The following is a 24,203-nucleotide window of genomic DNA, read 5'->3' as shown; positions in this document are numbered from 1 at the left end:
CCCGACGTTAGGTCTTCACGTGTCGTTCCCGATCATCAACCGCCTCGTCTCCCGCCCCAAGTCCTTCGCCGCCGGCGCTGCCGTGCTGCTCGGCTCTGTGGGTGTGGTCATGGGTGGCGGCGTCTCCGAGGCCGCTGCCGCGAGCCCCCAGGCCGTCGCCAAGCAGATGATCCCGGATGCCGCCCAGTACGCGTGCTTCGACAAGATCGTCGAGCACGAGAGCGGCTGGAACCCGCAGGCCAGCAACGCCTCTTCCGGTGCGTACGGCCTGGTCCAGGCCCTGCCCGCGTCCAAGATGTCGTCCGCGGGCGCGGACTGGAAGACGAACCCGGCCACCCAGATCGAGTGGGGCCTGGACTACATGAACGACCGTTACGGCAGCCCGTGCGACGCCTGGAGCTTCTGGCAGTCCAACGGCTGGTACTGACCGGCCCGTTCGACGCCGGCCCTCAGGTCACTGAGCGATCCGCGACGCGGACTTGATGAAGGCCCCGTTGTGGCCGACTCTCCATGGTCGGCCGCAACGGGGCCTTCACGCCGCTGCGGACACCTACAGCCGCTGAATGATCGTCCCGGTGGCCAGCGCACCCCCCGCGCACATCGTGATGAGCGCGAACTCCTTCTCCCGGCGCTCCAGTTCGTGCAGCGCCGTAGCGATCAGCCGAGCCCCCGTCGCCCCCACCGGATGGCCCAGCGCGATCGACCCGCCGTTCACGTTCACCTTTTCCAGATCCTGCTCGAAGACCTGCGCCCAGCTCAGCACCACCGACGCGAAAGCCTCGTTGATCTCGACGACGTCGATGTCCTTGAGCGACATGCCCGCCTTGCCGAGCACCGCCCGCGTCGCGTCGATCGGCCCGTCGAGGTGGAAGTGCGGGTCGGATCCCACCAGCGCCTGGGCGACGATCCGCGCGCGCGGCTTGAGCTTGAGGGCGCGGGCCATCCGCTTGGACGCCCACATGATCGCGCTCGCGCCGTCGGATATCTGCGAGGAGTTCCCCGCCGTGTGCACGGCGGTCGGCATCACGGGCTTGAGCCCGGCCAGCGCCTCCATCGACGTGTCGCGCAGCCCCTCGTCCCGGTCGACGAGCCGCCACATGCCCTGCCCCGCCGCCTGCTCCTCCTCGGTCGTCGGCACCTGTACGGCGAAGGTCTCCCGTTTGAAGCGCTCCTCGGCCCATGCCGTCGCGGCCCGCTCCTGTGACAACAGGCCCAGCGAGTCGACGCGTTCGCGCGTCAGCCCGCGCTTACGGGCGATCCGCTCGGCCGCCTCGAACTGATTGGGCAGGTCTACGTTCCACTCGTCCGGCCACGGCTTCCCCGGCCCGTGCTTGGACCCGGAACCGAGCGGCACCCGCGACATGGCTTCGACACCGCAGCTTATGCCGACGTCGATGACCCCGGCGGCGATCATGTTGGCGACCATGTGGCTGGCCTGCTGGGACGAGCCGCACTGGCAGTCGACGGTCGTCGCGGCCGTCTCGTACGGCAGGCCGACCGCCAGCCAGGCGTTGCGGGCCGGATTCATGGACTGTTCGCCGGCGTGGGTGACCGTACCGCCGACGATCTGTTCGACGCAGTCGGCGTGGATGGCGGTACGGCCGAGGAGTTCGCGGTACGTCTCACCCAGCAAATAGGCCGGGTGCAGGTTGGCGAGCGCGCCGCCGCGCTTGCCGATGGGGGTGCGTACAGCTTCGACGATGACGGGTTCCGCGGCCATGAGCCATCCTCTCCTCGTCCGCAGGACGTCCCCCGGCACCCACGGCAGCTGCGAGCAACTAGTACGCGTTCTAGTTCTCTGAGCAGTCTTATGAGTGCCACCCCGGCAGCGCAAGGGTCTTGCACGCCTTGTGCGCGCACTCCACACGCAACGAATGACGCCGCAGGCCTTGCCACTTGTAGAACCCGTTACTACATTCCCGGCAACTTCTGATGGGTCGTCAGACATGGGAGCTGCCGATGCACTGCCCCGCGCTGCCCGAAGGATTCGACTTCACCGACCCCGACCTGCTGCAAGCCCGCGTACCGCATCCGGAGTTCGCGCGGATGCGGCAGACCGCGCCGGTGTGGTGGTGCGTGCAGCCCCCCGGTATCTCCGGTTTCGACGACGCGGGCTACTGGGCCGTCACCCGGCACGCCGACGTCAAGTACGTCTCCACGCACCCGGAGCTGTTCTCCTCCCATACCAACACCGCCGTCATCCGCTTCAACGAGTCGATCAGCCGCGACCAGATCGAGGTCCAGAAGCTGATCATGCTCAACATGGACCCGCCCGAGCACACCCGCGTCCGCCAGATCGTCCAGCGCGGCTTCACCCCGCGCGCGATCCGCTCGCTGGAAGACGCCCTGCGCACCCGCGCGCACTCGATCGTCGAGACGGCGATCGCCAACGCCGCCGACGACAACACCTTCGACTTCGTCACCAACATCGCCGTCGAACTCCCCCTCCAGGCCATCGCCGAACTCATCGGCGTACCGCAGGAGGACCGGACCAAGATCTTCGACTGGTCGAACAAGATGGCGGCGTACGACGATCCCGAGTACGCCATCACCGAGGAGGTCGGCACCGAGGCGGCCATGGAGATCGTCTCGTACGCGATGAACCTCGCGGCGGCCCGCAAGGAGTGCCCGGCCAAGGACATCGTGTCGCAGCTCGTCGCGGCGGAAGGCGAAGGGAACCTGGGCCCGGACGAGTTCGGCTTCTTCGTGATCCTGCTGGCGGTGGCCGGCAACGAGACGACGCGCAACGCGATCAGCCACGGCATGCACGCCTTCCTGACCCACCCCGAGCAGTGGGAGCTCTACAAACGGGAGCGCCCGGACACCACCGCCGAGGAGATCGTGCGCTGGGCGACGCCCGTGGTGTCGTTCCAGCGGACGGCGACGCAGGATCTCGAACTGGGCGGGCAGCGGATCAAGAAGGGCGACCGCGTCGGCCTCTTCTACTCCTCGGCCAACAACGACCCCGAGGTCTTCACCGATCCAGGAACCTTCGACATCACCCGCGACCCGAACCCGCATCTCGGATTCGGCGGCGGGGGCCCCCACTTCTGCCTCGGCAAGTCCCTCGCCGTACTGGAGATCAACCTCATCTTCAACGCGATAGCGGACGCCCTGCCCGACCTGGAACTCGCGGGCGACCCGCGCCGCCTGCGCTCGGCCTGGCTGAACGGCATCAAGGAACTTCAGGTCACCATGTTGGCCCGTGAGCGGGGGCGGTCTATCCGTATTGACGATTGATCAATAACTTTGGGCCGACCGATTGTTTACCGCTCAAAGGAGCGTTTGCCCATGGCCACGGCCCCGCACGTCCCCGACCTGCTTTCGCCCGAGTTCGCGCAGGACCCGTACGCCGCCTACCGGGTCATGCGCGAGTCCGCGCCGCTCTTCTGGCACGAGGCGATGCAGAGTTACGTCATATCCCGGTACGAGGACGTGGAACGGGCCTTCAAGGAAAAGGAGTCGGTGTTCACGACCGACAACTACGACTGGCAGATCGAGCCCGTGCACGGGAAGACGATCCTTCAGCTCAGCGGCCGGGAACACGCGGTGCGCCGGGCACTGGTGGCGCCCGCCTTCCGGGGCAAGGACCTCCAGGAGATGTTCCTGCCGGTCATCGAGCGCAACGCCCGCGAGCTGATCGACACCTTCCGGGACCGGGGTACGGTCGATCTCGTCGACGCGTTCGCGACCCGTTTCCCGGTCAACGTCATCGCCGACATGCTCGGTCTCGACAAGGGCGACCACGCGAAGTTCCACCACTGGTACACCACCGTGATCGCGTTCCTCGGCAATCTGGCCGGTGACCCCGAGGTGGCGGCGGCGGGTGAGCGTACCCGCGTCGAGTTCGCCCAGTACATGATCCCGGTCATTCAGGAACGCCGGAAGGCTCCGGGGAACGACCTGCTGTCCTCGCTGTGCGCGGCCGAGGTCGACGGGGTGCGGATGAGTGACGAGGACATCAAGGCGTTCTGCAGCCTGCTGCTCGCCGCCGGTGGCGAGACCACCGACAAGGCGATCGCGGCCCTCTTCGCCAACCTTCTCGCGCACCCGGACCAACTGGCCGCCGTACAGAAGGACCGCGGCCTCATCGACCGGGCCTTCGCCGAGACGCTGCGCTTCACTCCGCCCGTACAGATGATCATGCGGCAGACGGCGGCGGACGTGACGCTCAGCGGCGGCACCATCCCCGCCGGCGCGACCGTCACGTGCCTGATCGGGTCCGCCAACCGGGACGAGAGCCGGTACGCCGACCCGGATGCGTTCAACATTTTCCGCGAGGACCTCACCACGGCGAATGCCTTCTCCGCCGCCGCCGATCACCTGGCCTTCGCCCTCGGACGGCACTTCTGTGTCGGCGCCCTGCTGGCGAGGGCCGAGGTGCGGGCGGGAGTCAACCAGCTGCTCGACGCGATGCCGGACATCCGGTTCGCGGACGGTGCCGAGATCGTCGAGCAGGGCGTGTTCACGCGGGGGCCGCGGGCCGTGCTGGTGGCGTTCACGCCCGTCGGCTGAGGGCAGCTCCGCCCGCCCGCGCCGTGGCCGGGTGTCTCCGGCGCGGGGCGGTGAGCGTTCGGCTGCCTGTCGTCACCCGGCGTGAGCCGTCAGACGCCGCAGGAGGGCCTGAATGCCGGGTCGGCCGGACCTGTGCGCTCCAGCGCTCGCAGGACCCACTGGTGGACCACCGGGTGGTTGGGTGCCTGGTCGTACTCGATGGTGTTCAGCGGGCACGCGTCCTGGAGCGTGACGTTCGTGACCTCGCGGGCCGATCCGTCCAGGAAGGCGCTGGTGTACGGCGTGACGACCTCGTCGTACCTGGTGGTGACGACGGTGTAGTGAGGGCCGGCCGGCGTCTCGTCCCTGGCGTTCAGGCCGGTCAGGAACTCCGAGCCCGCCTGTTGTTCGTCACAGGCCGGGCAGGCCGTGTTCTCGATACCGGCGGGCCGCACGAGCGCGCTCTCGGTCCCGTGGTTGGACGGAACTATCCCGACCAGGTCGTCGACCTTCGTCGCGCCGCCGAGGTTCTTGATGTAGTACCGGGGCATCATGCCGCCCTGGCTGTGGCCGACGAGGTCGACCTTGCGCGCGCCGGTCGCGCCGAGCACCGCGCCGACGAACGCGTCCAGCTCCTTCGCCGACTCCGCAATGGGCCCCATGGCGTTGCCGCCGTAGTTCAGTGCGAAGACGCAGTAGCCCTCATCCTTCAGCCGGGGGCTGAGCGTCGGCCAGTTCTTGGCCATGTTCTCGAACGTGCCGTGCACGAGAACGACCGGGTCCGGATGCTCGGCGCTGGGTTCGCAGGACCAGTCATTGGCGCCGGGCGGAGAGATGTCGGTGGTGTCGCCGACGGCGGACGGAAGGGGTCCGGCGACGGCGGCGGTGACCGCGAGAGCGGCGGCGGCCAGGGTGGAGCGCAGTCTCGGCACAGGGGGTCCTTGGGAGGTTCGCAGGCGAGCGGGAGCCGGGGGGGGCGCGGACGGCTCCTTCGAGGGGGAGATCCCGAACATCGTTCGGCAATGTCGTGCGGTGCGGCGATTTTGCGCGCAAGTTACTGGGGTGTCAACCCCTCCGAAGTCCGGCGATCACTGGCCGTGCGGGGATTCGTTGACCCGCTCTCGGGCATCGCCGTAGTGTTGACCGGACTAACAGCGCTAATCGCTCATTGGGCTCAAAATGGCCGTTATGTTCCACGCCCGCCGCCGGGCGGCTGTCTTCGCCGGTTCAGTCCTCCTGGTTACGGGGCTCCCGTTCACGCTGTCGGCGTGCGGTTCGCCTGAACCTCCAGCGGGGCAGCAGGCCGGCGAACCGGCTGTCGTCGCTCCGGAGTTCAGCCCCTCGCTCACCGGCGCGCTGGGCGCGCAGGTCACGGCGGCGCGGGACGCGGCGGCCAAGGAAGCCGCCGAACGCAAGGCGGCCGAACGCGAGGCAGCCGAACGCAGGGCCGCGGCCGAGCGGGCCGGACAGCCCGACTCCGCCACGGACAGCGGGAAGGTCTGCACGACGGACCCGGCCGACCGGTCCGCCTGCCGCAACCCCGACCCCGGCGGGACCATCGATCCCAACGGCGGTGATGTGGACGGCGACGGCGTCTTCGAACAGCACGAGCCCGTGGGCCCCGGCTACAAGGACCCGCGCGCGCACGACGGTGGCAGGACGACCGGTGAGACCATGTGCGAGTGGCTGCGCTCCCAGGGCATGGCCTGCTGAGCAGCCTGTCCCTCAGTGGGAGACCGGTGTGAAGGACACCGGCAGGGTGGTCAGCCCGCGCATCCAGATGGACGGCCTCCAGGCCAGCTCCTCGGGCTCGACCGCGAGCATGACGTCCGGGAGGCGTTCCAGCAGGGCCTCGACCGCCGTGCGGGCCATGACGTCGGCGAGCTGCGGCGCGGGGTAGGGGCAGCGGTGTTCGCCGTTGCTGAACGACAGGTGTGAGGAATTGCCCTCCGCGCCGACGTGGCCCTCGGGCCAGATCTGCGGGTCGGTGTTGGCGGCGGCGAAGCCGAGGACCAGGCAGTCGCCGGCCTTGATGTGGCGGCCGCCGAGCTGGACGTCGCGGTCGGCCCAGCGGCCGATGAAGTTCTGGGTGGGTGTTTCCAGCCAGAGGACCTCGTTGAGGCCCTGCCCGACGCTGAGCCGCCCGCCGGATACGTTGAGGGCGAACCGGTCGTCGGTGAGCAGCCGTCGCAGCGTGTTCCCGATCCAGTTCGCGGTCGGCTGCTGGGCGGCGGCGATGATGGAGATGAGGTCCTGGACGATCTCCTCGTCCGTCAGGCCCGCCGGGTGGTGGAGCATCCGGGAGATGACGTCGGGGCCCGGCGTGGCCCGCTTCTGGGCGACGAGTTGCTGGAGGCGCTGCCCCACGCGCCCGTACGCGGCCACCGGGTCGTCGCCCTCCGCCGCGTCCAGGGACATCCGCAGATCCTCCACGAGGTCGTCGGTGTCGGTGCCGCCGGCCGGCATTCCGCACATCTGGACCGCCGCGCGCATCGGAAGGGCGTGCGCGTACGCCGCCATCAGCTCGGCCTGGCCGCTGCCCGCGAAGCCGTCGATGAGTTCGTCGGCGATCCGGCGGCAGTTGTAGCCGAACTCGAACTGGTCGACCGCTTCCAGGGCCTCGCTGATGACTCCGGCGCGGCGCTGGTGTTCGAGGCCCTCGGTGAAGAGGACCGACGGCTGGTAGCCGACGTACGGCAGCAGGGGCCAGTCGGCGGGGATGGAGTCCCACTGGTTCCAGCGCCGCGAGTCGCGGGCGAACAGGTCGTCGTGGGTGGTGACGTACGAGACCTCGGAGTAGCCGAGGACCAGCCAGGCCGGGATGTCGCCGTCGAGCAGCACCGGGGCCACGGCGCCGTGTTCGCGGCGCATCTCCCGGTACAGCTCGGCGGGCGTCTGCTGGTACTGGAGGCCGCTGAGCCGGATCGCGCCCGCGTCGTGCGCGGGGCAGCCCGGCGGAGGAGTCGCCCCGGAAGTGGCGGCGGTGGGGTCGCTCATGTGGTCGTCTCCTGGGCCAGGGCCAGCTTGTAGAGATGGTCGACGAGGGTGATCAGGACACGTTTGCCGTCGCTTCGCACCCGGGCGTCGCAGTCGAGCAGGGGGATGTGTTCGGGCAGTGCCAGGGACTGGCGGATCTCGGCCAGGGAGAAGTACGCGGCGTCGTCGTCGAACCGGTTGACGGCCACGACGAAGGGCGTCCGGTGGTGTTCGAGGCGGTCGATGGCGTACCAGGAGTCGCTCATGCGCCGGGTGTCGACCAGGACGACCGCGCCGAGGGTGCCGGAGAACAGCCGGTCCCAGAGGAACCAGAACCGTTCCTGGCCGGGAGCGCCGAACAGGTAGAGCACCTTGGTCTCGTTGAGACTGATGCGGCCGAAGTCGAAGGCGACCGTCGTGGTGGTCTTGTGGGCGAGCCCCGTGGTCTCGTCGACGCCGACACCGGCCTGCGTCATGTACTCCTCGGTGTTCAGCGGCCGGATCTCGCTCACGGACCGGACCAGCGTGGTCTTGCCCACGCCGAAACCGCCGACGATGACGATCTTCAGTCCGGTGTCGGCGGCATCGGCGAGCGGCGTACGCTCCGGGGCCTGCGCCGGCGCATCGGAGATCGCGGACGCGTCAGAGATTGCGGAGTCCATGCAGCACCTCCTTCAGCAGGGCGGATTCGGGCAGGTCGGCGGCGGCCGCGGCGGCCCTGGGACGGCGGGCGGTGATCCGTCCGGCGGCCAGCAGGTCCTCCAGGAGGATCCGTACGACGGTGATGGGCATGCGCAGTTCGGCGGCGATCTCCACCACCGCGGCGGGATGGCGGCACAGCGTGAGGATGCGTACGTGCTCCGACTGCATGCCCGGCGTCGGGTCGCACTCGCTGACCACCAGGGTGACCAGATCGAACACCGTGGTGTCCGCGGTGTGGCTGCGGCCACCGGTCACCGTGTAGAGGCGGTCCGGAGACCCGGTGTCGACGGGGCGGCGGGTCATGACGTCGGACTGTCCTGCGCACGGCTGCGGGGTTCGGCTCGCAGGTGCTCGCCGATCTGCTCGACCAGCTCGCTCATGTTGTGGCCGACCACGCCGGGGTCGGCGTTGTCGGCGGCCACGACGGCGAGGTGGGCGCCCTCGCCGGCCTCGACTATGAGGAGCAGTCCGCCGTGGAACTCGGCCATCAGGTGGTTGACGCCGCCGGTGCCGTCGCCGAACTCCACCGAGGCGCCGTGGGCGAGGGACTGCATTCCGGAGGAGATGGCCGCGAGCTGGTCGGCCTGGTCGAGGGTGAGGTTACTGCTGCGGCACAGCTTGAGGCCGTCGCGGGAGAGCACCAGGGCGTGCCGGGTGCCGGGGGTGCGCTCCACGAGGTTGTCCAGGAGCCAGGTCAGGCTGGTGTCGGTGGTCTGCACGGTGGTCATGGGCCGGTTGGGGGTGATGCTCCGGTCGGCCCGTGCCTCCAATCTGAAGGGTCGGGTGAGGGGGACAGCCGCCTGTCGGGGCGGCAGCACGCGGGGGTTCGAGCACGGTGGTGCTGGGGGCTCCCGCTCAGGGCTCAGGCGGGTGGGCGTGGGTCCTTACGGCGCTGTGACTGGTGGAAGGCACCGAAACTCGCACCGGGGTTGCGCGCGGGCGGCGCGGGCGGCTGGTCGTCGGCCTCGGTCGCCGCGCGTCCCCGGTCGGCGGCGGCCATCGTGCGTCCCGGCGGCCGTACGGGCAGGCCGCCCGCCGTCGCGACCTGAGCGGGGCCTTCGGCGGCCCCGCCGGCGTCGGTGACGCGCGCGGGCAGCGGCGGCAGAGCGGGCGCGGCGGCGGAGTCCGGAGCGGGGGCGGGGGCCGGGGCCAAGGCGGGCGCGCGGGTGGAGGCGGGCGCGGGTGCCTCCCGTACGGCCGTACGCGTCCGCGCGGCAGGCACCGGAGTCGTACGCGGCTGCGCCGGTGCCGGCACCGGGCCGCGCTGCTGGGCCAGCAGTTGCGGCGGAAGCAGCACCACCACGCCGGTGCCGCCCCGTGAGGAGGGCCGGTAGTTCACGGAGATGCCGTACTTCGCGGCCAGGATCCCGACCACCGCGAGGCCGAGCCGGGTGCCCTGCAGGGTCGCCAGGTCGGTGGACCTGCCGGAGACGGCTTCCACGGCGCGGCGCATCGCGGCGTCGGCCATCCGCAGGCCGCTGTCCTCGATGGTGACCACGATGCCCGCGCTGCGCTCCTCCACGTACACGTGGACCTCGTCGATGGGCGGCGAGAAGTTGGCGGCGTTGTCCATCAGTTCGGCCAGCAGGTGCATGACGCCTTCCGCCGCGAACCCCGCGATCGCGACGGTGCTGGCGGAGTGCAGCCGCACCCTGCGGAAGTCGGCGATCCGGCCGACCGCGCCGCGCAGGATGCTTTCCATGACGATGGGCTTGTTCCACGCCCGGCTCGCCCGGCCGCCCATCAAAATGGCCAGGCGGTCGGTGAGCAGCCCGAGCTGCGAAGTGCTGTGGTCCAGCTTGAGCAGGTCGCTGAACACGTCGGCGCCGTGCCGGTCCTGCATCTCACGGAGGTCGGCCAGCATGCTGACGGCCCTGGCCTGCACCCGGCCCAGCGCCTTGGCGCTCGCGGCCTGTGCGGCGGACGCGCGCCGCTCGCTGACGGCGAGTTCCCGCACCATCTGCTCCAGCAGTACGCGCAGGCGCTCATCGGCGGGCATGTCGAGTCCGGCGAGGACCGTGTCGGCGGAGGCGCCCCGGCGCAGTGCCGCCACGGCGGCGGGCAGGGCGGTCGCCGTCAGGCGGTCCAGTTCGTCCACGCCGCGGCGCATCTGCTGTACGGCGTCGTCGTGGGCGGCTTCCGCCGCCGCGGCGCGTCCGGACGCGTCCCCCAGCTCGGTGGTGAAGACGCGCAGGAGGCTTTCCAGTTGGGGGTCGGCGGGGCGCTGGGCGGACCCCAGGGCGCCGAAGGCGTCGGAACCGTCGCGCAGGCGCTGCACCATCTGCGGCAGCGTGATGTTGACCAGGTGCGCGATGTCCCCGGTGCTCCGGGATATTCGCCCGCGCAGTTCGGCCTGTTCGTCGTGGGCGGCGCGCCGCGCGGCGGCGAGCCGGTGGGCCAGTACCGCAGCGGTGACGACGAGTCCGACGACACACAGGCCGCCGGCGACGACTGTCCCGAGCACCCAGGAGTGTGCCGCGTCCGGGGCCAGCGCCACCGCGGTGCCACCGGCGGCGGCGACGGCGGTCAGGCCGGCCGCCGACAGGGTCCAGGGCGGGCGCCGCCCCGGTGCACGGCGCGGGCGGGCGGCGGCGGGCAATGTCATAGCACGGTCCCTCAGACGGTGTGCGGGGGGATGACGGCAGCGGAAGTCGCCATGTGCTGGCGGACGGGGACAAGTTGACGGTGATATTCCGCTGGGCCTTGGCCATGGTAACCACCGAACGTCACCGGACAGGGCGAGGTCGGCCCCTACTTCGGCGTGCCGGACCCCGATCCGGCGCTGCCCGCCGGGATTTCACGTCCTGCGCGCCTGTCGTCTCTGGGGCGTGACGGTTCGTGTGGTGCCGCGTCCGACGCGGGCTGCAGGAGCTCGCGCGGGCCTGCCAGGACGTACGTCAGGCCGAAGCCCGCCATGACCACCGCCGCCCCGCCGACCGCGTCGAGCACCCAGTGGTTGGCGGTGGCGACGATCGCGCACACCGTGAAGAACGGGTGGAGCAGGCCGAGCAGCTTCATCCACAGTTTCGGCGCGATCAGGACCACCACCAGCCCGCACCACAGCGACCAGCCGAAGTGGAGTGAGGGCATCGCCGCGTACTGGTTGGTCAGGGCGGTCAGCGCGCCGTACTCGGGACTCGCCAGATCCTGCGGCCCGTGGATCGTGTCGACGTAACCGAGGCCCGGCATCAGGCGCGGCGGGGCCAGCGGATAGAGCCAGAAACCGGCCAGCGCGAGCACGGTCGCGAAGCCGAGGGAGCTGCGGGCCCAGCGGTAGTCGGCGGGGCGGCGGACGTACAGCACGCCGAGGATCGCCAGCGGTACGAGGAAGTGGAAGGAGGAGTAGTAGAAGTTGAAGAAGGCTTCAAGACCGTCCGACTTCACCACCGCGTGGTTGATCCAGCGCTCGATGTCGATGTGCAGGAACTGCTCCACCGAGACGATCTGCCGGGCGTTCTCCTCGGCGGTGGCGCGCCCGCCCGTCGCGGCGGTGCGCACCTGCGAGTAGGCGGAGTAACCGGAGCGGATCAGCAGGAGTTCCAGGAGCAGGTTGGGGCGGGTGAGGACCCGGCGCCAGAACGGCAGCAGCGGCACCCGTCTCCAGCGGCCCGCGACCGGTCTCGCGTAGTCGGTGGGCAGGGGCTGGAGCCAGTACGGCGACGTGCGCGACACGAACGGCACCGCGCAGGCCGCCGCGAGCGCCGCCACCAGCAGGACGTTGTCGCGGACCGCGATGAGCGGGCCGACGTTCGGCAGCAGCATCGTGCCCGGCAGCGTCATCACCAGGACGACGGCCGCGGGCCACACCAGCCGGTCCGAGGCCCGCCTGCCGACCCGGCCGACCACCGCGAGCAGCACCCACAGGAGCTGGTGCTGCCAGGCCGTCGGCGACACGGCGACGGCGACGCAGCCGGTCAGGGCGACGGCGAGGAGCAGCTGGCCGTCGCGGGCGTAACGGACGGCACGCCGCAGTCCGAGTACGGCGACGGCCGCGCCCAGGAGCAGGAAGAGGGCGATCTCCAGCGGGCCTTCGAGGCCGAACCGGAGCAACGCGCCGTGCAGCGACTGGTTGGCGAGGCTGTCGGGTCGCGCGCCCAGCCCCGCACCGGCCACATGGTGCACCCAGTACGTCCACGAGTCCTGCGGCAGCGCGGCCCAGGCCAGCGCCGAGCCGGCGGCGAACGTGGCACCGGTGGTGAGCGCGGCCCGTCTGCGGCCCGTCAGCCACAGCAGGGGCGCGAACAGCAGCACGGTGGGCTGAAGGGCGGCGGCGACACCGATGAGGACGCCGCAACTGCGTTCCCCGCGCGCCTGAAAGCAGCCGAGGAGGACGAAGAGAACCGGGATGACGCTGGTCTGGCCGAGGTGGAGCGTATTGCGGACGGGCAGCGACAGCATCAGCAGGCTGATGGCGACGGGCGCGGCGAGCAGCGCGGTGCGCCGGGAAACCGGGCCCGGCAGAGCGCGGGCGACGACCATGCCCAGTACGGCGACGAGCAGCAGCGTCCCGAAGGTCCAGGCCACGCCGAGGCTCTGCTCGGCGGAGCGGGCCAGCGGCTTCAGCACGAGCCCGGCGAAGGGCGTACCGATGAAGCGGTCGGTGTCGTAGAGGGAGCCCGCCAGGTGCAGTACGCCCCGGTCGCCGATCCAGGTCTCCAGGTCGGTCAGGCGCTCGCCCGGCGGCGTACGCAGCACCATCGCGATCTGCCGCGCGCCCAGTGCGGCCACAACGGCCCACAGGGCTATTCGCGCCGCCGCGATCCTGTTCCCGGCACCCATCGCCCCAACGGCGCCGCCCGGTACCCCCCGCTCCGCATTCGCCACGTCGCGCTGACCCTCCCCACCTGTCCCCGCACCCCACCTGCATGGTGCGTAGAGCCTCGCACTGCCCCGCACGGAAGACTCAGGCAACCCCCGCTTCGCCTGACTGTCACCCGGTTTTGTCCGGAAGACCTCCCTTCCCACGATCCCCGTTCCGCCGATGGGGCGCGAGATGGATCACAAACGAGGGGGTCGCGGCGGACTCGGCGCGCGGCACGTTTGCCCAGCTCGCTGCTGGTCAGGTGGACGAGGAGCGATCAGCTCCACACCGTCCGTAAAGACCGGTTAAGCGCCTATGGTCACGTTTGCCGTGTCATCCATCCACAGAAAGCGCAGGCGGGCAAATTCGTGCCGACCCCCATACCTGTTGACTCCCGTCCCAAGCCCGCCGACATCACCGTCACCGACCCGGCGATGGTCAGGCGGGCGGTGAAGGCCGCCGCTCTCGGCAACGCCATGGAGTGGTTCGACTTCGGCGTCTACAGCTACATCGCGGTCACGCTCGGGAAGGTGTTCTTCCCTTCCGGCGACCCCACCGCGCAGTTGCTGTCGACGTTCGGAGCGTTCGCCGCGGCCTTCCTGGTACGGCCCATCGGCGGGATGGTCTTCGGTCCGCTCGGCGACCGCATCGGCCGCCAGAAGATCCTCGCCATCACCATGATCATGATGGCGGCGGGCACCTTCGCCATCGGCCTGATCCCCTCGTACGCGACCATCGGCATCTGGGCGCCCGCGCTCCTCTTCCTCGCCCGCCTGGTCCAGGGCTTCTCGACCGGCGGCGAGTACGGCGGCGCCTCCACCTTCATCGCGGAGTACGCCCCCGACAAGCGCCGCGGTTTCTTCGGCAGCTTCCTCGAATTCGGCACCCTCGCCGGCTACATCGGCGGCGCCGGCCTGGTCACCCTGATGACCGCCCTGCTCAGCGCCGACGACCTGGTCGCGTGGGGCTGGCGCATTCCGTTCCTCATCGCGGGTCCCATGGGCATCATCGGCCTTTATCTGCGCCTGCGCCTCGAAGAGACCCCGGCCTTCGCCCAGTTGGAGAAGGAGGCCCGCGCGGATCAGGTGGCCCGCGGGAAGAAGACCGGCCTGAAGGAGATGGTGGTCGGGCAGTGGCGGGCGATGCTCCTGTGCGTCGCCCTGGTGCTCGTCTTCAACGTCACCGACTACATGCTCCTGTCCTACATGCCCACGTACCTCACCGAGCAGCTCAAGTACGACGCGACGCACGGCCTGCTCGTCGTCCTCGGCGTGATGGTGCTGATGATGTGCGCGCAGCTCTTCATGGGCCGCCTCACCGACCGCGTCGGCCGCCGCCCGGTGATCGCCGCGGGCTGCGCCGGTTTCCTGGCCCTTTCCGTGCCCGCCCTGCTGCTGATCCGTCAGGGCTCGCTGCTCGCCATCGCGCTCGGCATGGGGGCACTCGGCCTGCTGCTGGTCTGCTTCACGTCGTCGATGCCGTCCGCGCTGCCCGCGCTCTTCCCGACCAGGGTGCGCTACGGCTCCCTGTCGATCGGCTTCAACATCTCCGTCTCGCTCTTCGGCGGCACGACCCCGCTGGTCGTCACCGCGCTGATCGGCGCGACCGGCGACATGATGATGCCCGCCTACTACATGATGGCCGCGGCCGTCGTCGGCGGCATCGCGGTCTTCTTCATGACGGAAAGCGCCCGCAGGCCCCTGCCGGGCTCACCGCCGTCGGTGTCGACCGAGGAAGAAGCCCGTGAACTGCGGGCTTCGTACGGTTCGAAGGGTTCGTACGGCAGGATGGCCGCATGAGCATCGTGAAGATCAATGTGCTGACTGTGCCGGCCGAGCAGCGTGAGGTGCTGGAGAAGCGGTTCTCGGCGCGGGCCGGGTCCGTGGAGAACTCCGACGGTTTCGAGTCGTTCGAGCTGCTGCGGCCCGTCGAGGGGACCGACCAGTACCTCGTCTACACCCGGTGGGCCGACGAGGCGTCGTTCCAGGCCTGGATGGAGGGGCCGATGAAGGCCGCGCACCAGGGGCCGGGCGCGGGTGAAGGCGGCGAGCGTCCCAAGCCCGCCGCCTCCGGCTCCACGCTGTGGTCGTTCGAGGTCGTCCAGCAGGCCGGTCCGAAGAACGGCTGACAGCCGGGCCTCCTCACATCCGCAGCAGGCGCTCCGTCGCCTCGCGGTACGTGCGCAGGGCGACCCGCAGTTCCTCCGTCTCGACCTCGCGGTTCTTGCCCGACCAGGCCGAGCGGAGGGTGCCGCGCCGTTCGGCCATGGCATCGGTCAGGCGGCGGGCCGCCTCCTCGAAGACGCTGTCGGCCTCCTCGACCGCGCGCCGGGGGCCGTCGACGAAGGTGTTGACGGCCTGTTGGAGGCGCAGGGCCAGCTTGTCGCGTTCGCCCTGCGGGATGAGCCGGGCCTCGGCGGAGGTGCTCGCCGGGGCGGCCTGCGGGTTCGGGAGCGGGCCGGGGCCGGCTGCCGTCTACGGGGTGCCTCGTTCGGGGACCGCGAGCGGCGGCTGTTGCTGCTGGGCCCTGGTTTCCGGATCGGCGTCGTACGTCATTACGCACCACTCCCCTTCGGGTGGTGGCCCTTGCCCAGCGACCACGGTGCGTGCGAACGGCGGTGGCGGTCGTCGGTGCGCTGCGGGCGGTGCCTGCCGCTGTCCACCGGCTTCGCGGTGACCAGCGTCTCGAACAGCTCACGCGCGTCCAGCATGGCCTCGCGCATCTGCTCCGTACTGCTTTCGGTGTGCGCCGCGCGGTGGACCCTGCGGTAGCCGTGCACCTGCTGCGGGTGGTGTACCGAAAGCGCGGAGACCAGCTCGTCGTGCTGCCCGGCGGCCGGGAAACCGCGGTCGCCCGCGAGCCGCACCACCAGCCGGTCCGCCTCGGCGACGGCGAGCTGCGGGGAGTCGACGAACTGCTCTTGGATGCCCGCCCAGCGGGCGACGTACTGCTCGCGTGTCTCGGGGGTCAGCGGGCGCAGTTCGAGCGACCCGTGCCGCTTGACGCGCTCTTCGAGCTCGCGCTCAGCCGCTTTGGTGTCGCCGTCGTGGTGGGCGACGACCCTGTCGTACTCGGGACCGAACCGCCTCTTCAGCCCGCGCCCGCCACCGCGCCGGCCCGGTCCGGCGACGAGGAACACGGCGACGAGAAGAATGACGACCACCGCTATCAGGGCGATGATCCAGACTGTGGACATGGGTGCCTTCCCGGTTCTCGGTCTGTCAACGGCTTGTCACGCTGCGAGTTGCCAGTAATCCGTTGGCCAAACGGCCGGGCGTTCCGGTACAGACGTGACCATGACCTGGAACGTGACCCCCGAGCGCTTCGACACCCCCGAGTCGACGGCCCTGCGCCGCGACTACTACGGCGAGGTGGCCGGCCGTTACTGGGGGCGCCCCGCGACGACGCGGGAGGTCGACGAGGGGCTCACCGACGACGGCGCCGAACGCCTCGTGCCGCCCACGGGCGAGTTCCTCGTAGGCCGGTACAACGGCAAGGCCGCCGCCTGCGCGGGCCTGCGCGTGATGGACCCGGACACCGCCGAGCTGACGCGCGTGTACGTACGCCCCGCCTTCCGCGGCACCGGAGGCGGCGCGCTGCTGCTGGCCGCGACGGAGACGGCGGCCCGCGAACTCGGCGTCAAGCACGTGCGGCTGGACACCCGAAGCGACCTGGTGGAGGCCCGCGCGCTGTACGCGCGACACGGGTACGTCGAGGTCCCGGCGTTCAATCAGGGCCCGTACGCCGAGCACTGGTTCGCCAAGTCGCTCTGAGGCGCGGATGCGTCAGAGCGCCCGTGCTTCACAGCCTCACAGGTGGTGGTCGGGTGTGGGCCCCTTGGTGTACGGCCGGTCCTCGTCGGAGCCGCTCAGCTCGGCGCTCAACTCCTCGACCAGCTTGATCAGATCGGTTGGCCGGTCCGGCCCCCACCAGTCGCCGAGCAGCTCGGCCAGGGATTCCTCGCGGGCCTTGGCGAGCTTCGCCGCGGCCGCCGTTCCCTTCTCCGTCAGCACGAGTCGCAGGCCCTCGCGCCGGGCGAGCCCGCGCTCCTCCACCTGCCGGGACGCCTCGGTGATGACCCGCAGCGGTACGGGCGTCACGTCGGCGAGGAAGGCGGGCTCAACGGCGCCCGCGCGTTTGATGCGCAGCAGCAGCCAACTGGCCGCGGGCAGCAGGTCGTAACCCGCCTTCGCGGTGATCGTTTCGTAGACCCTGCGCCGCCCCTCCCGCGTGGCGAGCACCGACAGGGCCCGGACGCATTCGTCGTACGACGAACGCTCGACCGGGTTGGACGCCAGCGTCTGGCCCGCGTCGGGCGCCGTCACCGACCTGCGCAGCTTGTCCTCCCTGAGGAACCAGGCGATCACGAAGGCGATGAGCACGACGGGAGAGGCGTAGAGAAAGACGTCGGTGATGGACGTGGAGTACGCGTGCAGGACGGAGGGGCGCAGTCCGGGCGGCAGCAGGGCGATGTCCCGCGGGTCGGCGGCGACCTGCTCGGGGCCGATGCCGGGCGGCAGCCGCTGCCCGGCGAGGGCTTGGTCGAGTTTGTCGATCAGCCGGTTGGCGAAGATGGTGCCGAAGACCGCGACGCCGAAGGACGCGCCGATGGAGCGGAAGAAGGTCGCGCCGGAGGTGGCGACGCCGAGGTCCTCGTACCGGACGGCGTTCTGCGCGACGAGCACCAGGACCTGCATGACCAGGCCGAGTCCGGCGCCGAAGACGAAGAAGAACGCGCTCATCTCCCAGGCGCCGGTGGTCTCGGTCAACTGGTGCAGGAGCAGCAGGCCCAGGGCGGTGATGCCCGTACCGGCGATCGGGAAGACCTTCCAGCGGCCCGTACGGCTGACGATCTGGCCGGACGCGGTCGAGGTGATCAGCATGCCGAGCACCATGGGCAGCATGTGCACGCCGGACATGGTGGGGCTGACGTTCTGGACGACCTGGATGAACGTCGGCAGATAGGTCATCGCGCCGAACATCGCGAAGCCGACGACGAAGCTGATGACGGCGACGAGCGTGAACGTCCTGAGCTTGAAGAGCTTCAGCGGCAGGACCGGCTCGGCGGCTTTGCGCTCCACGCGGACGAACCACACGAGCAGTACGGCGCCGAGGACCGCGAGCCCGATGATCTGCGCCGAGCCCCAGGCCCAGGTGGTGCCGCCGAGGGACGCGACGAGGACGAGGCAGACGGCGACCGACGCGATGAGGGCGGTGCCGAGGTAGTCGATGGTGTGGCGGGAGGGGCGGACCGGGATGTGCAGTACGGCGGCGATCACGAGGAGGGCGACGACACCGACGGGAAGGTTGATGTAGAAGACCCAGCGCCAGCTCAGGTGCTCGGTGAACAGGCCGCCGAGGAGCGGTCCGAGGACGCTCGTGGCGCCGAAGACCGCGCCGAACAGGCCCTGGTACCTGCCCCGTTCGCGCGGCGGCACGAGGTCGCCGACGATCGCCATGGACAGCACCATCAGGCCGCCGCCGCCCAGCCCCTGGACCGCGCGGAAGCCGATGAGCTGCGACATGTCCTGCGCGACGCCGCACAGCGCGGAGCCGATCAGGAAGATGACGATCGCGGCCTGGAAGAGTTTTTTGCGGCCGTACTGGTCACCGAGTTTGCCCCACAGGGGGGTGGCCGCCGTCGCGGCGAGCATGTACGCCGTCACGACCCACGACAGGTGCTCCATGCCGCCGAGTTCGCTGACGATCGTCGGCAGGGCGGTCGAGACGATGGTCTGGTCGAGCGCGGCGAGCAGCATGCCGAGCAGCAGCGCTCCGATGGCTACAAGAATGGTCCGTCGGCTGTCGCCCGGTCCTGTGCCGGGGCCGGCTACCGGGGCCGCGGCGGGGGCGCCGCTCGGTTGCTGGGCCATGGACTACTCCTCGGGTCCCCTGGGAGTCGTGCACCCTTCCATCCTGATCGTTGTGGGCCGATATGGCCTGCCGAGCCCGGGGACCGGCTGGGCGGGGTGGCGCTGCGCACCTTTATTTTGTATCGTGATGGAACAAAGTGGCCTCCGTCCGTTTTCCCTGACCGGCGGGCGGGGCCGCTTGTCTTTTTCCTGCGCGCTCTGGAGTACGCCGATGCCGGCCACCACCACCGTTCTGAACGCCGACGCGCTCCTGCTGGACATGGACGGCACGCTGGTCGACTCCGACGCCGTAGTGGAGCGCGTCTGGCGCCGCTGGGCCGAGGATCACGGCCTGGACCCGGAGGAGGCCCTCAAGGTCGTGCACGGCCGCCAGGGGTACGCGACCATGGCCGTACTCCTCCCGGACCGTCCCGTCGAGCAGAACCACGCCGACAACCGCGCGCTCCTCGCCCAGGAGACCGCCGACGTAGACGGCGTCGTACCGGTCCCCGGCGCCCCCGCCTTCATGGCCGCGCTGGCCGGTCTCCCGCACGCCCTGGTCACCTCGGCCGACGAGGCCCTGGCCCGGGCCCGCATGACGGCGGCCGGGCTCCCGATGCCCGTCACGCGCGTCACCGCGGAGCTGGTGGGCGCGAGCAAGCCGGACCCCGAGGGCTTCCTGAAGGGCGCGGCACAACTCGGCCACGCCCCGGCCGACTGCATCGTGTTCGAGGACTCGGAGGCCGGCATCACAGCGGGCAGGGCGGCCGGCATGCGCGTGGTGGGCGTGGGACCGCGCGCGGCCGTCCACAGCCCCACGGTGCATGTGAACGACCTCACGCAAGTACGGATCGAGGCCTTGCCCGACGGCACGGTGCGGCTGCACATCACCGCCTGACCAGGAACGGTCCGCTCCGGCGTCAGCCGGCGACGGCCTCGTACAGGCTGAACGCCGCCAGCGACAGCATCAGCGCCGCCGCCACCTTCGTGATCAGGCTCAGGGGCACGTACTTCATCAGCGTGCGGCCGCCCACGATGCCGATGGCCGCGACCGCCCACAGCGCCAGCACCGCGCCGATGCCCACGGACACCGGGTTGTCGTAGCGGGCCGCCAGCGTGGCCGTCATGATCTGCGTCAGGTCACCGAACTCCGCGACCAGGATGAGCATGAAGCCCGCGCCGGAGACCTTCCAGAAGGACTGGTCGGCGGGGGTCTTGACCTCTTCCTCGTGGTCGTCCTTCTTGAAGAGCAGCACGAGCGCGCCCGCGAGGAAGAGAACGCCCACGACCGCCTGCACCAGCCGGTGCGGCAGCAGGGTCAGTACGCTGCCCGCCGCGATGGCGAGGGCCACGTGCACGGCGAAAGCGGCCGCGACGCCCGCGAAGACGTACGACGCGCGGTAGCGGGTGCCGAGCACGAGGCCGGCCAGGGCGGTCTTGTCGGGGAGTTCGGCGAGAAAGACGGTGCCGAAGGTGATCGCCATGACGGTGAAACTGATCATGGGGGCTGGATTCCTCAATCGGTCGGGCTGCCCGCACCGAGAGAAACCTGCGTGAATCAGGGGTCGCTTCGGCACGGCAGCGTCGTAAAAGACAACAACACTGCGGCCGAAGGTCTCGCTGGCGGGCCGGCAAATCCTGCTGGATGCCTGTCCACCTCCGGGCGCCGGCTGAGGCGTGCTCAGCAGTATGTCGACGGTCCGGCGAAGAGCTACTCCCCTTCTGCTCCGAACAGGGTACGCGACCGGCCCCGCCCCCGGTCAGGGCCCTTGGTCCCCCGGCTCCTCCGCCGCTTCCCCGTCCTCGCGGTGCAGCCGCCCCCGCGCCACCAGTTCCAGCACCGTCGCGACCGCGACCGCCTGCACCGCGAGCAGCGCCACCAGGACGAAGAGCTGCACCACGCCGGCGAGCAGCGGCGACGCGCCGCCCAGCAGCATGCCGACGAAGGCGCCCGGCAGCGTGACCAGACCCACGGTCCTGGTCTGGTCGAGGCCGGGCAGCAGCGCGTCGGAGGCGGCGGGGCGGGCGATCTCCAGCCGGGCGTCGCGGTCCATGAGCCCGAGCGCCATGCCCGCCTCCACCTCGCCGCGCCGCACCGCGAGCTCGTCGAGCGCGCGGCGCCCGCCCAGCACGGTCGCGGTGAGGGCGCCGCCGATGAGGATGCCGGTGACGGGGACGAGCGCGATGCCGTTGGCCGGTACGAGCCCGGTGAGCAGCAGCGCGGCGACGACGGGGAAGACACCGGCGGCGATCGGCAGGGCGGCCCACCACCAGGTGGCGTTGGGGGTGACGCGGCGGCCGGCGGTGCGTACGGCGACGGCGTACATCAGGACGAGGAAGGCGAGCAGCAGCCATCCGGAGCGTACGACCCAGCCGATCAGGAGCGACACGGCGGCGAGCTGGACGGCCGCCCGCAGGCCGGCGGTGGCGACGGAGCGGGCCCGGCGGCGGGATCCGTCGTCGGAGAGGCGGGCGCAGGCGACGACGGTCACCGCGACCGCGAGCAGGACGGCGAGTACCGCTCCGAGGGTGAGGTTGACGGGCAGCAGGACCTGGGCGTCGGCGGCGAGAGGTGTCGCTGGCGGGGCGGGCACCGCTCAACTCTAGGGCGGTGGAGGGGCGGTGTCGGTGCGTCACACCCCTTGATGTGACGTGCTCATGTCGTCACGCTGTTACCTGGCGCCCATCCCCCGGCAATCTGGCGCCGCCACGATGGCCGAGCCCGGCGACGGGCAGTACCGGATCACGTCCGTCCTCCGTCCGGACCCGGTCCCGGCCAGCCCCCCCCACATCAGGGAGTCCGCATGTCAGGTGTCTACGCGCGTCGCGCATCGCACCGAGCAGTCCGCCGCATAGCCGTCCTCACCGCGTCCGCCGCCCTCACCGGCACGAGCATCCTGCTCACCGCCCCCACCGCCCAGGCAGCCCCGCCCACCCCCGTGAGCGCCGCCACCGCCCGCACGTACCTCGGGCAGCTGACCGAACGGGCCGAGGGCTCGTCCACCGGCTACAGCCGCGACAAGTTCCCGCACTGGAGCACCCAGTCGGGCACCTGCAACACCCGCGAGGTCGTCCTCAAGCGCGACGGTACGAACGTCCAGCAGGACTCCAACTGCGCGGCGGTCAGCGGCAGTTGGTACTCCGAGTACGACGGCGCCACCTGGACGGCCGCGTCCGACCTCGACATCGACCACGTCGTGGCGCTCGCCGAGGCCTGGCGCTCCGGCGCGAGCGGCTGGACGACCGCCCAGCGGCAGTCCTTCGCCAACGATCTGTCGCGCCCGCAGCTCATCGCCGTCACCGACAACGTCAACCAGGCCAAGAGCGACCTGGACCCGGCGGAATGGCTCCCGCCGCGCACCGCCTACCGCTGTATGTACGCCCGGATGTGGGTGCACGTGAAGCACCACTGGAACCTGACCGTGGACTCCGCCGAGAAGAGCGCGCTCCAGGGCGTGCTCAACAACTGCTGAACAACTGGGCCTGAACAACTGGGCTGAGCAACTGGGCCGACCAGGAGCCTCCCCGTCCTCCTCCGTCGTTCCGTACCGTACGGGGCGACGGAGGAGGACGACTTATGGCCGGGCTTCGGCTGGGACCACTGCTGCGGCACGTCGACCGCGAGACCGGTGACGCCGCGACCGTGTGGGTCGAGACGGACCGGCCGTGCACGGCGCAGGTGCGGTGCGACGACGGCGCGGGCGGGACGGGGGGCGCGGGCGGGACAGGGGGCGCGGGTGATTCGGGGGGCGCGGGCGGTTCGTCCCGTACGTTCCAGATCGCCGGGCACCACTACGCGCTCGTCACCGTGACCGGCCTGCGCCCCGGCTCGGAGACGGCGTACGAGGTGCTGCTCGACGGGCGGCGGGTGTGGCCCCTGGAAGACTCCCGCTTCCCGCCGAGCACCATCCGTACACCCGCCACGGTCACCGATGAGGTGCGCGTCTCCTTCGGTTCCTGCCGGTGGGCGGCGCCGGCCGAGGGCGAGAAGGACCCCGTGGGCCCGGACGCCCTGGACACGCTCGCCGCGAGCCTCGCGGCAGACCCGGCGGCGACACGCCCCGACGTACTGCTCCTGCTCGGCGACCAGGTGTACGCCGACGAGATATCGCAGGCCACGCGGAGCTGGCTGGCCGCGCGGCGCGACCTGCGCGAGCCGCCGGGAGCGGAGGTCGCGGACTATGAGGAGTACACCCGCCTGTACTACGAGTCCTGGCTCGACCCGGAGGTGCGCTGGCTCCTGTCCACCGTCCCGAGCTGCATGATCTTCGACGACCACGACGTGATAGACGACTGGAACACCAGCGCGTCGTGGCTCGCGGAGATGCGCGCCACACCGTGGTGGCGGGAGCGGGTCCTCAGCGGCCTGATGTCGTACTGGGTCTACCAGCACCTGGGCAATCTCTCGCCGGCCGAGCTCGCGGACGACAAGCTGTACGCGGCGCTGCGGGCGGCCCCGGACGGCACGGAAAGCCTGCGCGAGTTCGCGGCGCGGGCCGACGCCGACCCGGCCCGTGTGCGCTGGAGCTACCGGCGCGACTTCGGCCGGGTGCGGCTGCTGATGGTCGACACGCGGGCGGCCCGTGTCCTGGACGAGGACCGGCGCGCGATGCTCGACGACGCCGAGGCATCGTGGCTGCGCGACCAGGCGCTGGAGGGCCCCGGCTCGTACGACCACCTGCTGATCGGGACCTCGCTGCCCTGGCTGCTGCCGCCGCTCATCCACGACGCGGAGGGCTGGAACGCGGCGCTGTGCCGGGGCGAGCGGGGCGGGCGCGGCGGGTGCTGGGCGCGCTTCGGCGAGAATCTGCGCCGGAGATCGGACCTGGAGCACTGGGCGGCGTTCCCGGCGTCCTTCGAGCAGCTGACGGATCTGATCGCGGAGGCGGGTTCGGGCCCCGCGGCGCCGGCGACGGTGTGCGTACTGTCCGGCGATGTGCATCACGCGTACGTCGCCGAACCGCACTGGCGCGGCGCGGCCGGCCCGGCGGCGCGGGTGCTCCAGCTCACCTGCTCGCCCGTGCACAACAGCATTCCCGCGTCGATCCGGCTCGGCTTCCGCTTCGGCTGGAGCAGGACGGGGCGGCGCCTCGGCCGCTTCCTGGCGCGGCACGGGCGGGTGGCGGAGCCGCGCATCGGCTGGCGGCAGACCTCGGGCCCGTGGTTCGGCAACCAACTGATGACGCTGACGCTGCGGGGCCGGTCGGCGGTACTGCGACTGGACCAGGCGCGGGCGAGGAGGCGCGGGGGCGCGGGGCTGGCGACCGTACTGGAGAGGGAACTGACGGCCCTGGATCCGGACCAGACGGCACGGCGGCCCTGACCGAGCCATACGACCTCGTAAACGGCCTCGCCTACGGCCACATCTGCGCCACGTC

Annotated in this window: 23 protein-coding genes; 10 read left to right on the top strand and 13 right to left on the bottom strand. The window is 70.8% G+C overall.

Going from position 1 to position 24,203, the window contains the following annotated elements; translation table 11 throughout:
* The first annotated feature begins 19 nt into the window (after positions 1-19).
* Complete coding sequence (locus tag G412_RS0105770) at positions 20-427, top strand: aggregation-promoting factor C-terminal-like domain-containing protein (protein ID WP_028811226.1); 408 nt, start codon at positions 20-22, stop codon at positions 425-427.
* A 123-nt stretch (positions 428-550) separates the two neighbouring features.
* On the opposite strand, the gene G412_RS0105765 is transcribed toward G412_RS0105770, so the two are convergent.
* The gene (locus tag G412_RS0105765; protein ID WP_028811225.1) at positions 551-1,720 is read right to left on the bottom strand and encodes a steroid 3-ketoacyl-CoA thiolase; all 1,170 of its coding nucleotides are present in this window, start codon (positions 1,718-1,720) and stop codon (positions 551-553) included.
* 239 nt (positions 1,721-1,959) lie between these two features.
* Here G412_RS0105765 and G412_RS0105760 point away from each other — a divergent pair, with 239 nt between their 5' ends.
* A complete protein-coding gene (locus tag G412_RS0105760; protein WP_028811224.1) occupies positions 1,960-3,240 on the top strand; it encodes a cytochrome P450 in 1,281 nt (426 codons plus the stop codon).
* Positions 3,241-3,291: 51 nt separating this feature from the next.
* Entirely contained in the window at positions 3,292-4,515 is a 1,224-nt protein-coding gene (locus G412_RS0105755; RefSeq protein WP_028811223.1) for a cytochrome P450, read from the top strand.
* 89 nt (positions 4,516-4,604) lie between these two features.
* Here the strand turns inward: G412_RS0105755 and G412_RS0105750 are convergent, their stop codons facing one another.
* Entirely contained in the window at positions 4,605-5,426 is an 822-nt protein-coding gene (locus tag G412_RS0105750) for an esterase/lipase family protein (protein WP_028811222.1), read from the bottom strand.
* A gap of 256 nt (positions 5,427-5,682) precedes the next feature.
* On the opposite strand from G412_RS0105750, the gene G412_RS0105745 reads away from it, so the two are divergent.
* Positions 5,683-6,207: a hypothetical protein gene (locus G412_RS0105745; protein ID WP_037647862.1), complete on the top strand. Its 525-nt coding sequence runs from the start codon at positions 5,683-5,685 to the stop codon at positions 6,205-6,207.
* A 12-nt stretch (positions 6,208-6,219) separates the two neighbouring features.
* Here the strand turns inward: G412_RS0105745 and G412_RS0105740 are convergent, their stop codons facing one another.
* The 6 genes from G412_RS0105740 to G412_RS33475 form a co-directional block, all read right to left on the bottom strand.
* Complete coding sequence (locus G412_RS0105740; protein ID WP_028811220.1) at positions 6,220-7,491, bottom strand: cytochrome P450; 1,272 nt, start codon at positions 7,489-7,491, stop codon at positions 6,220-6,222.
* Positions 7,488-8,132: a GTP-binding protein gene (locus tag G412_RS0105735; protein ID WP_037647860.1), complete on the bottom strand. Its 645-nt coding sequence runs from the start codon at positions 8,130-8,132 to the stop codon at positions 7,488-7,490. Before G412_RS0105735 ends, G412_RS0105740 begins: the two co-directional genes overlap by 4 nt.
* Positions 8,113-8,475 (bottom strand): DUF742 domain-containing protein, encoded by a 363-nt coding sequence (locus tag G412_RS0105730; RefSeq protein ID WP_028811218.1) that lies wholly within the window; start codon positions 8,473-8,475, stop codon positions 8,113-8,115. Before G412_RS0105730 ends, G412_RS0105735 begins: the two co-directional genes overlap by 20 nt.
* Positions 8,472-8,900: a roadblock/LC7 domain-containing protein gene (locus tag G412_RS0105725; protein ID WP_037647859.1), complete on the bottom strand. Its 429-nt coding sequence runs from the start codon at positions 8,898-8,900 to the stop codon at positions 8,472-8,474. Before G412_RS0105725 ends, G412_RS0105730 begins: the two co-directional genes overlap by 4 nt.
* 134 nt (positions 8,901-9,034) lie before the next feature.
* Entirely contained in the window at positions 9,035-10,777 is a 1,743-nt protein-coding gene (locus G412_RS0105720) for an ATP-binding protein (RefSeq protein WP_028811216.1), read from the bottom strand.
* A 146-nt stretch (positions 10,778-10,923) separates the two neighbouring features.
* Positions 10,924-12,951, bottom strand: coding sequence for a bifunctional glycosyltransferase 87/phosphatase PAP2 family protein (locus tag G412_RS33475; RefSeq protein ID WP_051338165.1), 2,028 nt, complete (start codon positions 12,949-12,951; stop codon positions 10,924-10,926).
* A gap of 390 nt (positions 12,952-13,341) precedes the next feature.
* Here G412_RS33475 and proP point away from each other — a divergent pair, with 390 nt between their 5' ends.
* Together proP and G412_RS0105705 are read left to right on the top strand one after the other, a co-directional pair.
* Positions 13,342-14,772 carry a glycine betaine/L-proline transporter ProP gene (gene proP, locus G412_RS33470; protein WP_051338164.1) on the top strand — a complete coding sequence of 477 codons (1,431 nt, stop codon included), beginning with the start codon at positions 13,342-13,344 and terminating at the stop codon, positions 14,770-14,772.
* The gene (locus tag G412_RS0105705; RefSeq protein WP_028811215.1) at positions 14,769-15,101 is read left to right on the top strand and encodes an antibiotic biosynthesis monooxygenase family protein; all 333 of its coding nucleotides are present in this window, start codon (positions 14,769-14,771) and stop codon (positions 15,099-15,101) included. Before proP ends, G412_RS0105705 begins: the two co-directional genes overlap by 4 nt.
* 13 nt (positions 15,102-15,114) lie before the next feature.
* On the opposite strand, the gene G412_RS41350 is transcribed toward G412_RS0105705, so the two are convergent.
* Entirely contained in the window at positions 15,115-15,240 is a 126-nt protein-coding gene (locus G412_RS41350) for a hypothetical protein (RefSeq protein ID WP_279626757.1), read from the bottom strand.
* A 287-nt stretch (positions 15,241-15,527) separates the two neighbouring features.
* Positions 15,528-16,169: a hypothetical protein gene (locus tag G412_RS33460; protein ID WP_037647857.1), complete on the bottom strand. Its 642-nt coding sequence runs from the start codon at positions 16,167-16,169 to the stop codon at positions 15,528-15,530.
* A 100-nt stretch (positions 16,170-16,269) separates the two neighbouring features.
* Between G412_RS33460 and G412_RS0105690 the strand changes: the two genes are divergently transcribed.
* Positions 16,270-16,746: a GNAT family N-acetyltransferase gene (locus G412_RS0105690; RefSeq protein ID WP_028811214.1), complete on the top strand. Its 477-nt coding sequence runs from the start codon at positions 16,270-16,272 to the stop codon at positions 16,744-16,746.
* Between the two features lie 36 nt (positions 16,747-16,782).
* Here the strand turns inward: G412_RS0105690 and G412_RS0105685 are convergent, their stop codons facing one another.
* On the bottom strand, positions 16,783-18,846 hold the full coding sequence (locus G412_RS0105685; protein WP_028811213.1) for an MDR family MFS transporter: 2,064 nt from the start codon (positions 18,844-18,846) through the stop codon (positions 16,783-16,785).
* A gap of 211 nt (positions 18,847-19,057) precedes the next feature.
* On the opposite strand from G412_RS0105685, the gene G412_RS0105680 reads away from it, so the two are divergent.
* Entirely contained in the window at positions 19,058-19,723 is a 666-nt protein-coding gene (locus G412_RS0105680; RefSeq protein WP_028811212.1) for an HAD-IA family hydrolase, read from the top strand.
* 22 nt (positions 19,724-19,745) lie between these two features.
* Here the strand turns inward: G412_RS0105680 and G412_RS0105675 are convergent, their stop codons facing one another.
* Both G412_RS0105675 and G412_RS0105670 read right to left on the bottom strand, forming a co-directional pair.
* A complete protein-coding gene (locus tag G412_RS0105675) occupies positions 19,746-20,327 on the bottom strand; it encodes a TMEM165/GDT1 family protein (protein WP_028811211.1) in 582 nt (193 codons plus the stop codon).
* 258 nt (positions 20,328-20,585) lie between these two features.
* A complete protein-coding gene (locus G412_RS0105670; RefSeq protein WP_051338163.1) occupies positions 20,586-21,419 on the bottom strand; it encodes an ABC transporter permease in 834 nt (277 codons plus the stop codon).
* Between the two features lie 210 nt (positions 21,420-21,629).
* Here G412_RS0105670 and G412_RS0105665 point away from each other — a divergent pair, with 210 nt between their 5' ends.
* Together G412_RS0105665 and G412_RS0105660 are read left to right on the top strand one after the other, a co-directional pair.
* The gene (locus tag G412_RS0105665) at positions 21,630-22,298 is read left to right on the top strand and encodes an HNH endonuclease family protein (protein ID WP_028811209.1); all 669 of its coding nucleotides are present in this window, start codon (positions 21,630-21,632) and stop codon (positions 22,296-22,298) included.
* Positions 22,299-22,402: 104 nt separating this feature from the next.
* Positions 22,403-24,148, top strand: a complete 1,746-nt coding sequence (locus tag G412_RS0105660) for an alkaline phosphatase D family protein (RefSeq protein WP_028811208.1) — start codon at positions 22,403-22,405, stop codon at positions 24,146-24,148.
* Positions 24,149-24,203: the final 55 nt, after the last annotated feature.

It is taken from the genome of Streptomyces flavidovirens DSM 40150 (assembly GCF_000429085.1).
Classification (GTDB): Bacteria; Actinomycetota; Actinomycetes; order Streptomycetales; family Streptomycetaceae; genus Streptomyces; species Streptomyces flavidovirens.
This window is presented reverse-complemented; position numbering and strand designations above follow the sequence as displayed.

What these genes read in the sequence shown, in the direction of transcription:
- G412_RS0105765 (WP_028811225.1), bottom strand. Translation starts at nt 1,720, where the DNA reads ATGGCCGCGGAACCCGTCATCGTCGAAGCTGTACGCACCCCCATCGGC.
- G412_RS0105760 (WP_028811224.1), top strand. Translation starts at nt 1,960, where the DNA reads ATGCACTGCCCCGCGCTGCCCGAAGGATTCGACTTCACCGACCCCGAC.
- G412_RS0105755 (WP_028811223.1), top strand. Translation starts at nt 3,292, where the DNA reads ATGGCCACGGCCCCGCACGTCCCCGACCTGCTTTCGCCCGAGTTCGCG.
- G412_RS0105745 (WP_037647862.1), top strand. Translation starts at nt 5,683, where the DNA reads ATGTTCCACGCCCGCCGCCGGGCGGCTGTCTTCGCCGGTTCAGTCCTC.
- G412_RS0105740 (WP_028811220.1), bottom strand. Translation starts at nt 7,491, where the DNA reads ATGAGCGACCCCACCGCCGCCACTTCCGGGGCGACTCCTCCGCCGGGC.
- G412_RS0105735 (WP_037647860.1), bottom strand. Translation starts at nt 8,132, where the DNA reads ATGGACTCCGCAATCTCTGACGCGTCCGCGATCTCCGATGCGCCGGCG.
- G412_RS0105730 (WP_028811218.1), bottom strand. Translation starts at nt 8,475, where the DNA reads ATGACCCGCCGCCCCGTCGACACCGGGTCTCCGGACCGCCTCTACACG.
- G412_RS0105725 (WP_037647859.1), bottom strand. Translation starts at nt 8,900, where the DNA reads ATGACCACCGTGCAGACCACCGACACCAGCCTGACCTGGCTCCTGGAC.
- G412_RS0105720 (WP_028811216.1), bottom strand. Translation starts at nt 10,777, where the DNA reads ATGACATTGCCCGCCGCCGCCCGCCCGCGCCGTGCACCGGGGCGGCGC.
- G412_RS33475 (WP_051338165.1), bottom strand. Translation starts at nt 12,951, where the DNA reads ATGGGTGCCGGGAACAGGATCGCGGCGGCGCGAATAGCCCTGTGGGCC.
- G412_RS0105705 (WP_028811215.1), top strand. Translation starts at nt 14,769, where the DNA reads ATGAGCATCGTGAAGATCAATGTGCTGACTGTGCCGGCCGAGCAGCGT.
- G412_RS41350 (WP_279626757.1), bottom strand. Translation starts at nt 15,240, where the DNA reads ATGGCCGAACGGCGCGGCACCCTCCGCTCGGCCTGGTCGGGCAAGAAC.
- G412_RS33460 (WP_037647857.1), bottom strand. Translation starts at nt 16,169, where the DNA reads ATGTCCACAGTCTGGATCATCGCCCTGATAGCGGTGGTCGTCATTCTT.
- G412_RS0105690 (WP_028811214.1), top strand. Translation starts at nt 16,270, where the DNA reads ATGACCTGGAACGTGACCCCCGAGCGCTTCGACACCCCCGAGTCGACG.
- G412_RS0105685 (WP_028811213.1), bottom strand. Translation starts at nt 18,846, where the DNA reads ATGGCCCAGCAACCGAGCGGCGCCCCCGCCGCGGCCCCGGTAGCCGGC.
- G412_RS0105680 (WP_028811212.1), top strand. Translation starts at nt 19,058, where the DNA reads ATGCCGGCCACCACCACCGTTCTGAACGCCGACGCGCTCCTGCTGGAC.
- G412_RS0105675 (WP_028811211.1), bottom strand. Translation starts at nt 20,327, where the DNA reads ATGATCAGTTTCACCGTCATGGCGATCACCTTCGGCACCGTCTTTCTC.
- G412_RS0105665 (WP_028811209.1), top strand. Translation starts at nt 21,630, where the DNA reads ATGTCAGGTGTCTACGCGCGTCGCGCATCGCACCGAGCAGTCCGCCGC.
- G412_RS0105660 (WP_028811208.1), top strand. Translation starts at nt 22,403, where the DNA reads ATGGCCGGGCTTCGGCTGGGACCACTGCTGCGGCACGTCGACCGCGAG.